The following is a 12,583-nucleotide window of genomic DNA, read 5'->3' as shown; positions in this document are numbered from 1 at the left end:
TGGCAGCGTCCCCACCCATGACCTACTGCGTCGCGGACTACCTCGCCGACCGGCTCGCCGAGGTCGGGGTGGAGCACGTGTTCGGCGTGCCCGGGGACTACAACCTCGCGATGCTCGACCACGTCGTCGGGCACGACCGGCTGCAGTGGGTCGGGTGCGCCAACGAGCTCGACGCGGGCTACGCGGCGGACGGGTACGGGCGCCTGCGCGGGATGGCGGCGCTCGCCACGGCCTTCGGCGTCGGGGAGCTGTCCGCGATCAACGCCGTCGCGGGGAGCTTCGCCGAGCACGTGCCGGTGGTGCACGTGGTGGGCGCCCCGTCGACCGACCACCAGTCCGCGCACCGGATGGTCCACCACTCGCTCGGCGACGGCGTCTTCACCCACTTCATGACGATGCACGAGGGCATCACCTGCGCACGGGCGGCGCTCACCGTGGACACCGCGCGCGCGGAGATCGACCGGGTGCTGGTCGAGGTGCGGGACCGGCACCTGCCCGGCTACCTCCTGATCCCCACCGACGTGTCCGCCGCCGCGGTGGACCCGCCGTCGGGGACGCTCCCCGCGCCCGTGGACCACACCGACCCGGAGGCCCTCGAGGGCTTCGTCGAGAGTGCGCGGGCCCTGCTGGAGAAGGCGGGGTCGGTGGACCGGCTCGGAGTGCTCGCCGGGCTGCTCACGCACCGGGTGGGCGGCCGCGCGGTGCTGCGGGAGCTGCTGGACGCCGGGCCCGTGCGGCACGCGACCGACGTGTGGTCGAAGAGCCTGGTCGACGAGAGCGTGCCGCACTTCGTCGGGACCTACGCCGGCGCGGCGAGCGCCGAGGAGGTGCGGGCCGCCGTCGAGGACGCGGCCGCGCTGATCGTGGCCGGGGTGTACTTCACCGACCTGACCAGCGGCTTCTTCACCCAGCGGATCACGCGGTCGCGGACGATCGAGCTCGGCGCGCAGACGGCCAGCGTCGGCGCGGCGACGTTCTCGCCGGTCGAGCTGCCGACGGCGCTCGCGGCGCTCGTGCCGCTGGTGCGCGAGCTGGCCGAGCGCGCCGGGGTGACCGCGCCGCACCCCGCACCGGAGCCCGCCCTCGCCGCCTCGGACGCGGCCGAGCCGCTGTCGCAGGACGCGCTGTGGGCGGAGGTCGCCGGATTCCTGCGCGAGGGGGACGTGGTGCTCGCCGACCAGGGCACCTCCTTCTACGGGGCGTCGACGCACCGGCTGCCCCGGGGCGTGGACTTCCTCGGGCAGCCGCTGTGGGCCTCGATCGGCTACACGCTGCCCGCCACGCTCGGCGCCTGCCTGGCCCAGCCCGACTCGCGCGGCGTGCTGCTCATCGGGGACGGCGCGGCCCAGCTGACGGTGGCCGAGCTGGGCACGATCGTCCGGGAGGGCCTCGCGCCGGTGGTCGTGGTGGTCGACAACGACGGCTACACCGTCGAGCGCGCCATCCACGGGCCGGCCGAGCCGTACAACGACATCGTGCGCTGGGACTGGACGGCCGCCCCCGCGATGTTCGCGCCCGGCGGCGGGGCCACGGCCACCCGCGCGACGACGGTCGGCGAGCTGCGCGCCGCGCTGCAGGCGGCCCGCGACGACCCGGCGCGGATGGCGATCGTGCAGGCCGTCGTACCCCGCGACGATGTGCCGCAGCTGCTCGCCGACCTCACGAAGGCGCTGGGTCAGGCCAACTCCAGCTCCTGAGCGAGGAACTCGACGGTCATCGCGTCCACCTCGCGGGCGGCGTCGGTCGGCGAGGCGGGCTCGAGGCCGGGCTCCTCGGCGAGCGCGTGCCCCATGTCGTTGACGACGCGCAGGTCCGCGCGGACACCCTGCTCGCGCAGCATGTCGCGCAGCCGGCCCGCCGGGTAGAGGAAGGCGTCGAGGTCGTCGTCGCCGCCGACGATGCAGCGCACGGCGGTGGCGCCGAACTCGGGCGCCCGCCACACGAGGTCCATCCGGTCGGCCACGGCCTCCGACTCCGGAGTCCACGTGTAGTCCATCCCGAACTGCCGGGCGAGCAGGTCGACGACCGGCCGCAGCTGCAGCAGGGGGCTGATCAGCACCGCCGCACGCGCCCGGAGGACCTTCCCGACGACGACTCCTCCCGCCACTCCCGCGCCCGCCGAACCCCCGACGACCGCGACCGGTCCGTCCGCGATGCCGTGCGCGGCCCGGACCTCGTCGAGCAGGCCCGGCAGCTCGGCGACCGCCTCCTCGTTGATCCGCCCGTGACCGTTGAGCACCGGCTCGGCGACCATCTCGGCCAGGAACACCTCCTCCCCCGGGAAGCGCTCGCCGCTGAGCGGCAGGCCGGGGTAGAGCTTCCACGCGTCCAGCCCCGCGAGCGGCAGGGCCGCGGCGAAGGCCCGCTCGGTGCGCGGGGCGTCCATGAGGTGCCAGGCGACGACGAGCGGCGCGTCGGGGCGTCCCGACGACGGCGGCTCGAGCACGTACGGGACACCGGCGGCGGAGATGCTGTACATAGTCCAATAGTAGCTGGACGCTGTACAGTTGGGAAGCATGAGAGCCCCCGGACAACGGGCGGGCCTGACCCGGCCCGCCGTCGTGCAGGCCGCGCGCGAGGTCCTCGACGACGGCGCATCGTTCTCCATGCGCGCCGTGGCCGGACGGCTGGGGGTGGCGCCGAACGCGCTGTACAGCCACGTCGGCGGCCGGGACGAGCTGCTCGACCTGGTGCTCGACGAGCTGCTGGCGGCCCTGCCGGCGCCGGCGACCGACGCGCCGCGCGCCGGGTTGGTGGACCTCATGACCGCCACGCACGACCTGCTCCTCGCCCACCCCCGGCTCGTGCCGCACTTCGTGGCCCGGCAGGGCTCGCGCGGGCCGAACGCGCGGCGGTTGGGCGAGACGATGCGGTCGTGCCTGGTGGCGGCGGGTGTGGTCGACCGGGGGGCGCAGGACACCGCGATCCGGGTGCTCGTGGTGCATGCGATCGGCAACGCCGCGCTCGGGGTGGCGGCCGACGGGGCCCCGCTGCCGGCCGACACGCTCCGCGCGACCTACGCGGCCGGCCTCGCGTGGCTGGTCGACGGCGCGCTCGGATCGGCGTCGGCCGGCCACCCCCACCCGGCGTGAGGGGAGGATCCGCCCGCCCCAGCCTCGTGAGGGGTCCCCTCACGCGGGTGGGGCGGCCGGAGGTTCCCCTCACGAGGGTGAGGAGTGGCCGCCGTCAGGCGCGCAGCGTCGCCCCGTGCCGCTCGCCGGCGAGGGCGATCGCGGCGTCGCGGGCGGCGCCGGCCTCCTCGAGGGTGAGCGTGCGGTCGGGCGCGCGCAGGCGGAGGGCGAACGCGAGCGAGCGCCTCCCCTCCCCCACCTGCGCGCCGGAGTAGACGTCGAAGAGCCGCACGTCCTCGATCAGCTCGCCGCCGCCCTCGACGAGCGCCGCCTCGATCGCGGCGACCGGCACGTCCTGCGCCACGACGAGCGCGACGTCGAGCAGGACCGGCGGGAACGCCGACACCTCGGGCCGGGCGAGCACCTCGTGCACCGGGAGCCGGTCGAGCTCGAGCTCCATCGCACACGTGCGCGGCGGGAGTCCGAGCGCCTCGAGGACCTTCGGGTGCAGCTCGCCGGCGTGTCCGACCAGGACGCCGTCGACGTGCAGCGCCGCGCACCGTCCCGGGTGCCACGGGGCGTGCCGGTCGTTCGACACCGTCGGCGTCGCGCCGTACACCGCGGCGATGGTCCGCGCGGCCTGCACGGCGTCCGCCCACGTCGCCGGCCGACCCTCGCCCCACCAGCCCTTCGGCTCCCACGCGCCGGTGAGCACCGCACCCACGCGCAGCGGCTGGTCGGGCAGGGCCTCGAGCAGGGCCGCGATCTCCGCGTCGGACGGCCGCGCGTCGGTCGCGACGGCGGGGGCGTCCGCCGGCGTGCCGTCGGGCCGGGCCACCTGACCCACGTGGAAGAGGGCCAGGTCGCGCAGACCGCGGGAGACGTTCCGGACGACCGCGTCGAGCAGCCCCGGGAGCAGCGTCGTCGCCATGAGCGAGCGGTCGGCGTCGAGCGGGTTCGCGAGCCGGACCGCGGTCCGGCGCGGGTCGTCGTCGTCGAGTCCGAAGGCGTCGAGCACGCCCGGCGCCGTGAACGGCGACGGCAGGACCTCCTGGAAGCCCGCGTCGGCGAGGGCGTGCGAGACCTGGCGGCGCCGGCGCTGCGCCATCGTCAGGCCGGTGCCGCCCGCGAAGACCGGGAGCACCGACGGGATGGCGTCGTAGCCCTCGAGCCGCAGGACCTCCTCGACGAGGTCGGCCGGGCGGGTCAGGTCGGGGCGCCAGGTCGGCGGGACGACGGCGACGCCGTCGCCCCCGACGTCGACCCCGCACCCCACCTGCACGAGCCGCCGGACGCTCGCGCCGCGCGGGTAGGCGACGCCCGCGACGCGGTCGGGCAGGTCCAGCGCCATCGTGATCGGCGGGGTCGGCGGCTCGGTGCCCTCCGCGAACGGCCCGACGTCGGTGACCCCGCCGTCGACGGTCGCGGAACCGTAGTGCGCGAGCAGGGCGGCGGCGCGGTCCGTCGCGGCCCGGGCGACCGCCGGGTCGACGGCGCGCTCGAAGCGGCGCGCGGCCTCGCTGGGCAGCTTGTGCCGGCGCGCGGCGCGGGCGACCGAGGCGGGCTCCCAGGTGGCGGCCTCGAGCAGGACGTCGGAGGTCGTCGCGGTGACCTCGGTCGACGCGCCGCCCATGACGCCGGCCAGGCCGATCGGTCCGGAGTCGTCGCACACCGCGACGTCGTCGGGATCGAGGGCGCGGCTGACGTCGTCGAGCGTGGTGATCTTCTCGTCGGCACGGGCCCGGCGGACGACGACGTCGCCGGTGATCCGGGCCGCGTCGTAGGCGTGCATCGGCTGACCGAGCTCGAGCATCACGTAGTTCGTGACGTCGACCGCGAGCGAGATCGGCCGGATGCCCGCGAGCAGCAGGCGGCGGGTCATCCACCACGGCGTCGGCGCGGTCGGGTCGAGGTCGGTGACGCGGCGGGCGACGAAGCGACGGCAGCCCGAGGCCGGGTCGACGGTGACCGGGTAGCCGGCGGCGTCGGTGGTCGGGACCCCCTGGTCGATCGACGCCGGGTCCCCGAAGGGCGCGTCGTAGGCGCTCGCGAGCTCACGGCCCATGCCGCGGATCGACAGGGCGTACCCGCGGTCGGGGTTCACGGCGATGTCCAGGACGGCCTCGGCGGCGCCCTCGGCCAGGCCGAGCAGCGGGGCGGCGTCGGTACCCGGCTCGGCCGTGTCCGGGGGCAGCACGAGGATGCCGGAGTGGTCCTCACCGAGCCCGAGCTCGTCGAGGGCACACAGCATCCCGTCGGACACGCGTCCGTAGGTCGTGCGGGCGGCGATGCCGAAGTCCCCGGGCAGCGTGGTGCCGGGGAGGGCGGCGACGACGAGGTCGCCGACGGCGAAGTTCGTCGCGCCGCAGACGATGCCCTGCGGCTGGTCGGGGTCGCTGCCGCGCGTCCCGACGTCGACCCGGCAGAACCGGATCGGCTTCTTGAACTCGGTCAGCTCCTCGATCTCGAGGACCTTCCCGACGACGAGGGGGCCGGGCACGGCCTCGAGCGCCGCGACGTCCTCGACCTCGAACCCGACCCGGATGAGCGCCTCGGCGAGGTCGTCCGCCGAGGAGGGCTCCGTCAGACCGACGTGCTCGGTGAGCCAGGAGACGGGGACGCGCACGGGTGCTCAGGCCTTTCGGACGACAGGTCGCGGACGGGTGGGGCGGTCAGGGCTCGACGGCGAAGGCACTGGTGAAGCGGACGTCGCCCTCCACCATGTCGCGCATGTCCGGCAGCCCGTTGCGGAACATCAACGTGCGCTCGAGTCCCATGCCGAACGCGAAGCCGGAGTACACGTCGGGGTCGACGCCGCAGGCGCGCAGGACGTTCGGGTCGACCATCCCGCAGCCGCCCCACTCGACCCAGCCGGCGCCGCCCTTCTTCTGCGGGAACCAGACGTCGGGCTCGGCCGACGGCTCGGTGAACGGGAAGTACGAGGGCCGCATGCGGATGCGGGAGTCCGGGCCGAACATCGCGCGCGCGAACGCGTCGAGGGTGCCCTTGAGGTGGGCCATGGTCAGGCCCTTGTCGACGGCGAGGCCCTCGATCTGGTGGAAGACCGGCGTGTGGGTGGCGTCGAGCTCGTCGGTGCGGAACGTGCGACCCGGGCACACCACGTACACGGGGAGGTCCCGCTCCAGCAGCGTGCGGATCTGCACCGGGGAGGTGTGCGTGCGCAGCACCTGCTTCGCACCGGGCGGCTGCACGTGGAAGGTGTCCTGCATCGTGCGCGCCGGGTGGTCGGGCAGGAAGTTCAGCGCGTCGAAGTTGAACCACTCCGACTCGACCTCCGGGCCCTCGGCGACCTCCCAGCCCATCGCGACGAACACGTCGGCGATCCGCTCCGAGGTCTGCGTGAGGGGGTGCCGGCTGCCGCGCGCATGCCGCGCGGTGGGCAACGTGACGTCGACGGCCTCCTCGCCGAGCACCCGCTCGTCGCGCTCGGCGAGCAGGACGGCGTGGCGCTCGTCGTAGGCGCTCTGGACGGCCACACGGGTCTCGTTGACCCGCTTGCCGGCGTCGGCCTTCGCCTGCGGCGGCAGGGAGCCGATCTCGCGGCGGGCCAGCAGCACCGGCGAGCGGTCGCCGAGGTGGGCGGGCTTGAGGGCCGTGAGCGCGTCGAGCGTGGTGGCGCCGGCGAAGGCACTGGTCGCCTCGTCGCGCGCGGCCTCGAGGGACTCGGGGGCCAGCGCGGAGACCTGCTTGGGGTCGAACGAGTCGTTGGTGCCGGACATGCTCGGCGGCGCTCCTGCTCTGCGGCGATGCGGTGGAGGACGAGTCTATCGAGGCGGGTCCGTCGCCTGTGCCCGCACCGACGCGTACAGGCAGACCGCGGCGGCCGTGGCGAGGTTGAGGCTCTCGGCCCGACCGCGGATCGGCACCCGCACGCGGTGGTCGGCCTGCGCCGCGACCTCGTCGGGGACGCCGTGGGCCTCGCTGCCGAACACCCACGCCGTGGGCCGGGCGAGGAGGTCGTCGGTCGGGGGCCCCAGGTCGAGCTCGCCACCGCCGTCGGCGACGACGAGGCCGAGCCCGGCCTCCCGCAGCCGGCGCCAGCCCTCGTCGGGAACGCGCTCCCGGAGCACCGGCAGGTGGAAGAGACTCCCCATGCTGGCGCGCACGCACTTGGGGTTGAACGGGTCGACCGAGTCGCCGGCGAGCAGCACCGCGTCGGCGCCCGCGGCGTCGGCGGTGCGGATGACGGTGCCGGCGTTGCCGGGGTCGGCGACGTCCACGAGCACCGCGACCAGGCGCGGCGACGGCGGCAGCTGCGCCCGGGGCTGACGACACACCAGGACGAGACCCTGCGGGTGCACCGTGTCGGTGAGCCCGGCGATCGCCTTCTCCGTGACGAGGGCGGTGCGGACGCCGGCCTCGCGGGCCCGGATCAGCAGGTCGCGCTCGCGATCGGCGACGGGCTCGGTGACGAAGAGATCGGTGACGGCTCCCCGGTCGGTCTCGGCCTGGGCCACCGCGTCGTACGCCGGGCGGACCCCCTCGAGGAGGAAGCGCCCGGTGTCCTCGCGCGCCGCGCGCCGCAGCAGCTTGCGGGCTGCCGCGACGCGCGGGGTGCGCTCGGTGAGAACCTCGCTCAGGCGGCGTCCTCGTTCTTCTCCGCGCCCTTCGGCACGTCGGCCACGGCAGCCTTGGCGGTCTCGACCAGCGCCGCGAACGCGGCCGGGTCGGAGACGGCGATCTCGGCGAGGACCTTGCGGTCCGCCTCGATGCCGGCGAGCTTCAGACCCTGCATGAAGCGGTTGTAGGTCATGTCGTTGGCTCGGGCCGCCGCGTTGATACGGGTGATCCAGAGCTGCCGGAAGTCGCCCTTGCGCTGCTTCCGGTCGCGGAAGGCGTAGGTCAGCGAGTGGAGCTGCTGCTCCTTGGCCTTGCGGTAGAGCCGGGAGCGCTGCCCGCGGTACCCGCTGGCGGCCTCCAGGACCGTGCGGCGCTTCTTCTGGGCGTTGACTGCGCGCTTGACGCGTGCCACGTCGTCCTGCCTTCGATCGTGTCGGGGACGGTCACCGGGGCGTCACGGCGACCGGGTGGTCAAGGGGGCTGCTCAGATACCGAGCATCTTGCGGATGCGGCGGTCGTCGGACTTGGCGACCTCCGTCTGACCCGCGAGCCGGCGGGTGTGCTCGCTGGACTTCTTCTCCAGCAGGTGGCGCTTGCCGGCCTTCTCGCGCAGCAGCTTGCCGGTGCCCGACACCTTGATGCGCTTCTTGGTCCCGGAGTGGGTCTTGTTCTTCATCCGTCCTCGTCCTGGTCGTCCTGCCGTCCCGGGATTCGTGCGACCCGGGCGGGGGCGGCTCCCGCCACCGCGGGGCGGGCCGTGCCTGACGGTACGGCCCTCCCCCGCGGGGTCAGGAGGTCGGCGTGGGCTCCGCGGCGGCCTCGTTCTCCGCCTGGGCCGCAGCCTGCTGCTTCGGCGTCTTCGCGACCTTCTTGTTGGGCGCGAGCACCATGGTCATGTTGCGGCCGTCCTGCTTCGGTGAGGCCTCGACGAACGCGAGGTCGCCGACGTCCTCGGCGAGCCGCTGGAGCAGCCGGAAGCCCAGCTCGGGGCGGGACTGCTCGCGACCGCGGAACATGATCGTGACCTTGACCTTGTGACCCTGGCCGAGGAAGCGGGTGACGTGACCCTTCTTCGTCTCGTAGTCGTGCGGGTCGATCTTCGGCCGGAGCTTCTGCTCCTTGATCACGGTCTGCTGCTGGTTGCGACGCGACTCGCGGGCCTTCTGCGCGCTCTCGTACTTGAACTTGCCGAAGTCCATGAGCTTGCAGACCGGCGGGCGCGCCTGGGCCGCGACCTCGACGAGGTCGAGGTCGGCCTCCCGGGCCAGCCGCAGGGCGTCCTCGATGCGGACGATCCCCACCTGCTCGCCGTTCGGACCGACCAGACGGACCTCGGGCACGCGGATGCGCTCGTTGATGCGCGTCTCTGCGCTGATGAGTTCTCCTCGGGTTCGACAGTGTTTCCGGCCGCAACCCGGCGAGAGGTGTCCTTGTTCCCTCACGACGTCGGGCCCCGCGCCGTCGTGCTCGTGGCGGGGGCCCTGACTCGTACCGATCGGACTCGTCCTCGGGATCACTCCCGACGACGGGCCGCGTGCGTCGGTCCCGGAGGGCCGACGTAGACCGGGACCCGGCCACCGGGGGCGGCTCGGGTGGGAGACGGGCTCCACTTGCCGCTCGACGCGCACTTGCGTGTGCGACGAGCTGGTCGCTTGACACCGAGCGTACCACTGCCCGCGTGTCGGGCTCCGGCGGCGTGGCGCGGGAGCTGCCGGGCCGACGCGAGGGTGACACCAGGCATCACGCCGGGCCTCCGGAGCTGCCTGACGTGACCCTCGCGGTCAGCCCGCCTTGGCCCGCGTCCGCTTGGCCGGTGGCGCCTCCGGCGTGACCAGCTCGGCGAGGAACTGGCCGGTGTAGCTCTCCGGCACGGCCGCGATCTGCTCCGGCGTGCCCTCGGCCACCACCGTGCCGCCGCCGTTGCCGCCCTCGGGCCCCATGTCGACGACCCAGTCGGACACCTTGATGACGTCGAGGTTGTGCTCGATGACGAGGACGGTGTTGCCCTTGTCGACCAGCCCGTTGATGACCCCGAGCAGCTTGCGGATGTCCTCGAAGTGCAGGCCCGTGGTCGGCTCGTCGAGGATGTAGATCGTCCGGCCCATCGAGCGCTTCTGCAGCTCGGAGGCCAGCTTCACGCGCTGCGCCTCGCCGCCGGACAGGGTCGGCGCGGGCTGCCCGAGCCGGACGTAGCCCAGGCCGACCTCGGTGAGCGTCTTCAGGTGCCGGTGGATCGCGGTGATCGGTTCGAAGAACTCCGCGGCCTCCTCGATCGGCATGTCGAGGACCTCGGCGACCGTCTTGCCCTTGTAGTGCACCTCGAGCGTCTCGCGGTTGTACCGGGCGCCCTTGCAGACCTCGCACGGCACGTAGACGTCGGGCAGGAAGTTCATCTCGATCTTGATCGTGCCGTCGCCGGCGCACGCCTCGCAGCGCCCGCCCTTGACGTTGAACGAGAACCGGCCGGGGCCGTAGCCGCGCACCTTCGCCTCGTTCGTCGAGGCGAAGAGCTTGCGCATGTGGTCCCACACGCCGGTGTAGGTCGCGGGGTTGGACCGCGGCGTCCGCCCGATCGGCGACTGGTCGACCCGCACCAGCTTGTCGAGGTGCTCCAGGCCCGTCACGCGGGTGTGCCGGCCCGGCACCTGGCGCGCGCCGTTGAGCTTGTTCGCCAGCACCGTGGCCAGGATGTCGTTGACCAGCGTCGACTTGCCCGAGCCGGAGACCCCGGTGATCGACACCAGGCAGCCGAGCGGGAACGAGACGTCGACGTCGTGCAGGTTGTGCTCGCGGGCACCGACGACCGAGATCTGCCGCTTCCGGTCGCGCGGGCGGCGGATGTCGGGCACCGGGATCGACCGGCGTCCGGACAGGTAGTCCCCGGTCATCGAGCGGGTGTTGGCCAGCAGTTCCCGCACCGACCCGGAGTGCACCACCTGGCCGCCGTGCTCGCCCGCGCCCGGGCCGATGTCGACCACCCAGTCGCTCGCGCGCACGGTGTCCTCGTCGTGCTCGACGACGATCAGCGTGTTGCCCAGGTCGCGCAGGCGGGTCAGCGTGTCGATGAGGCGGCGGTTGTCGCGCTGGTGGAGCCCGATCGACGGCTCGTCGAGCACGTAGAGCACGCCGACGAGCCCGGACCCGATCTGCGTGGCCAGGCGGATGCGCTGCGCCTCGCCGCCGGAGAGCGTTCCGGCCGCGCGGGACAGCGAGAGGTAGTCCAGCCCGACGTCGAGCAGGAAGCCCAGGCGTGCGCCGATCTCCTTGAGGACGGCGCCGGCGATCACCTGCTCCCGCGCCCCGAGGACGAGGCCCTGCATGAACGACGCCGCGTCGGCCACCGAGAGCGCACACACCTCGGCGATCGACATGTCGCCGAGGGTCTCGTGGCGCAGCGTCACGGCCAGGATCTCCGGCTTGAGCCGGGTCCCGGTGCACGTGGGGCACGGCACCTCGCGCATGTAGCCCTCGTAGCGCTCCCGGGCGCTGTCGGACTCCGCCTGGTCGAGCCGACGCTCCAGGAACGGCACGACGCCCTCGAACGCGGCGTAGTAGGAGCGCTCCCGGCCGTACCGGTTGCGGTAGCGCACGTGCACCTGGTCGTTCGAGCCGTGCAGCACCGCCTTCTTCACCGCCGCGGGCAGCTTGCGCCACGGCGTGTCCATGCGGAAGCCGACCGACTCGGAGAGCGCGGTCAGCAGGCGCTGGAAGTAGTCGGCGGTCTGCCCCATGTTCCAGGGTGCGATCGCCCCGTCGGCCAGCGAGAGCTCGTCGTCGGGCACGAGGAGCTCGGGGTCGACCTCCATCTTCGTGCCGAGACCGCTGCACGCCGGGCACGCGCCGTAGGGCGAGTTGAACGAGAAGGCGCGGGGCTCGAGGTCGTCCACCGCGAGCTGGTGGCCGTTCGGGCAGGCCATCTTCTCGGAGAAGCGCCGCTCCCGGTCGGGATCGTCGTCGTCGAGGTCGACGAAGTCGAGCACGAGGATGCCCTCGGCGAGCCGCAGCGCGGTCTCCACCGAGTCGGTGAGGCGCTGCTTGGCGCTGGCCTTGACCGAGAGCCGGTCGACCACCACCGCGATGTCGTGCTTCTCCTGCTTCTTCAACGTCGGCGGCTCGGCCAGCGGGTACACGGTGCCGTCGACCAGCACGCGGGAGTAGCCCTGCCCCTGGAGCTGGGCGAACAGGTCGACGTACTCCCCCTTGCGTCCGCGGATCACCGGCGCGAGGACCTGGAAGCGGCGACCGGACTCCATGGCGAGCACCTGGTCGACGATCTGCTGCGGGGTCTGCTTGGAGATGACCTCGCCGCACGTGGGGCAGTGCGGCGTGCCGGCCCGCGCGTAGAGCAGCCGCAGGTAGTCGTAGACCTCGGTGATCGTGCCGACGGTCGAGCGCGGGTTGCGGCTCGTCGACTTCTGGTCGATCGACACGGCGGGCGAGAGGCCCTCGATGAAGTCGACGTCGGGCTTGTCCATCTGCCCGAGGAACTGGCGCGCGTAGGCCGAGAGCGACTCGACGTAGCGCCGCTGCCCCTCGGCGAAGATCGTGTCGAACGCGAGGCTCGACTTCCCGGAGCCGGAGAGTCCGGTGAACACGACGAGGCTGTCGCGCGGCAGGTCGATGTCGACACCCGTGAGGTTGTGCTCACGGGCGCCCTTGACGACGAGGCGGTCGGCCACGGATCAGCTCCCCAAGGCGTTCAGGACAGGACGGCGCTCCCCTGTCATACCCCCGGGCACCGACAACATCGTGCGGCCGCGACTCGCGGGGGTTCTCCTCCACTGTAGGAGCCGGTGTCCACCTCGCCCGTCGAGCCCGGATCCGGGCGGTCAACGGCCCGTTCCCGACGGCGGACGCGGACACGGCCCGTCGCCGGGTGCGGTCGTCCGCGGTGAACGGACGAGCGGGTAGGCCTCGTGGGTGACCGGTCC

General features: G+C 73.5%; 10 protein-coding genes. 2 read left to right on the top strand and 8 right to left on the bottom strand.

Annotated elements, in window-relative coordinates; all coding sequences use genetic code 11:
• The first annotated feature begins 17 nt into the window (after nucleotides 1–17).
• Nucleotides 18–1,697: an alpha-keto acid decarboxylase family protein gene (locus tag ACQPYX_RS16355; RefSeq protein ID WP_433798385.1), complete on the top strand. Its 1,680-nt coding sequence runs from the start codon at nucleotides 18–20 to the stop codon at nucleotides 1,695–1,697.
• Here the strand turns inward: ACQPYX_RS16355 and ACQPYX_RS16350 are convergent.
• Nucleotides 1,676–2,479, bottom strand: a complete 804-nt coding sequence (locus ACQPYX_RS16350) for an alpha/beta hydrolase (protein ID WP_433798384.1) — start codon at nucleotides 2,477–2,479, stop codon at nucleotides 1,676–1,678. The genes ACQPYX_RS16355 and ACQPYX_RS16350 overlap by 22 nt on opposite strands.
• A gap of 37 nt (nucleotides 2,480–2,516) precedes the next feature.
• Between ACQPYX_RS16350 and ACQPYX_RS16345 the strand changes: the two genes are divergently transcribed.
• Nucleotides 2,517–3,092, top strand: a complete 576-nt coding sequence (locus ACQPYX_RS16345; RefSeq protein ID WP_433798383.1) for a hypothetical protein — start codon at nucleotides 2,517–2,519, stop codon at nucleotides 3,090–3,092.
• Nucleotides 3,093–3,186: 94 nt separating this feature from the next.
• On the opposite strand, the gene pheT is transcribed toward ACQPYX_RS16345, so the two are convergent.
• The 7 genes from pheT to uvrA all read right to left on the bottom strand — a co-directional run bounded on the left by pheT (nucleotide 3,187) and on the right by uvrA (nucleotide 12,331).
• Entirely contained in the window at nucleotides 3,187–5,697 is a 2,511-nt protein-coding gene (gene pheT / locus ACQPYX_RS16340; RefSeq protein ID WP_433798382.1) for a phenylalanine--tRNA ligase subunit beta, read from the bottom strand.
• A gap of 46 nt (nucleotides 5,698–5,743) precedes the next feature.
• Nucleotides 5,744–6,811: a phenylalanine--tRNA ligase subunit alpha gene (gene pheS / locus ACQPYX_RS16335; RefSeq protein ID WP_433798381.1), complete on the bottom strand. Its 1,068-nt coding sequence runs from the start codon at nucleotides 6,809–6,811 to the stop codon at nucleotides 5,744–5,746.
• A gap of 45 nt (nucleotides 6,812–6,856) precedes the next feature.
• Complete coding sequence (locus tag ACQPYX_RS16330; RefSeq protein WP_433803734.1) at nucleotides 6,857–7,672, bottom strand: TrmH family RNA methyltransferase; 816 nt, start codon at nucleotides 7,670–7,672, stop codon at nucleotides 6,857–6,859.
• Nucleotides 7,669–8,064, bottom strand: a complete 396-nt coding sequence (gene rplT, locus ACQPYX_RS16325) for a 50S ribosomal protein L20 (RefSeq protein ID WP_433798380.1) — start codon at nucleotides 8,062–8,064, stop codon at nucleotides 7,669–7,671. The genes ACQPYX_RS16330 and rplT overlap by 4 nt, the downstream gene beginning before the upstream one ends.
• A gap of 72 nt (nucleotides 8,065–8,136) precedes the next feature.
• Nucleotides 8,137–8,328, bottom strand: a complete 192-nt coding sequence (rpmI, locus tag ACQPYX_RS16320; RefSeq protein WP_018335621.1) for a 50S ribosomal protein L35 — start codon at nucleotides 8,326–8,328, stop codon at nucleotides 8,137–8,139.
• A 112-nt stretch (nucleotides 8,329–8,440) separates the two neighbouring features.
• On the bottom strand, nucleotides 8,441–9,028 hold the full coding sequence (infC, locus tag ACQPYX_RS16315; RefSeq protein ID WP_085942421.1) for a translation initiation factor IF-3: 588 nt from the start codon (nucleotides 9,026–9,028) through the stop codon (nucleotides 8,441–8,443).
• Between the two features lie 405 nt (nucleotides 9,029–9,433).
• Nucleotides 9,434–12,331, bottom strand: a complete 2,898-nt coding sequence (uvrA, locus tag ACQPYX_RS16310; protein ID WP_433798379.1) for an excinuclease ABC subunit UvrA — start codon at nucleotides 12,329–12,331, stop codon at nucleotides 9,434–9,436.
• Between the last annotated feature and the right edge of the window lie 252 nt (nucleotides 12,332–12,583).

Source organism: Actinomycetospora sp. CA-084318 (genome assembly GCF_050955885.1).
In the GTDB taxonomy this organism is placed as follows: Bacteria; Actinomycetota; Actinomycetes; order Mycobacteriales; family Pseudonocardiaceae; genus Actinomycetospora.
This window is presented reverse-complemented; position numbering and strand designations above follow the sequence as displayed.

Coding starts and splice junctions, on each gene's coding strand:
- ACQPYX_RS16355 (WP_433798385.1), top strand. CDS start 18: ATGACCTACTGCGTCGCGGACTACCTCGCCGACCGGCTCGCCGAGGTC.
- ACQPYX_RS16350 (WP_433798384.1), bottom strand. CDS start 2,479: ATGTACAGCATCTCCGCCGCCGGTGTCCCGTACGTGCTCGAGCCGCCG.
- ACQPYX_RS16345 (WP_433798383.1), top strand. CDS start 2,517: ATGAGAGCCCCCGGACAACGGGCGGGCCTGACCCGGCCCGCCGTCGTG.
- pheS (WP_433798381.1), bottom strand. CDS start 6,811: ATGTCCGGCACCAACGACTCGTTCGACCCCAAGCAGGTCTCCGCGCTG.
- rpmI (WP_018335621.1), bottom strand. CDS start 8,328: ATGAAGAACAAGACCCACTCCGGGACCAAGAAGCGCATCAAGGTGTCG.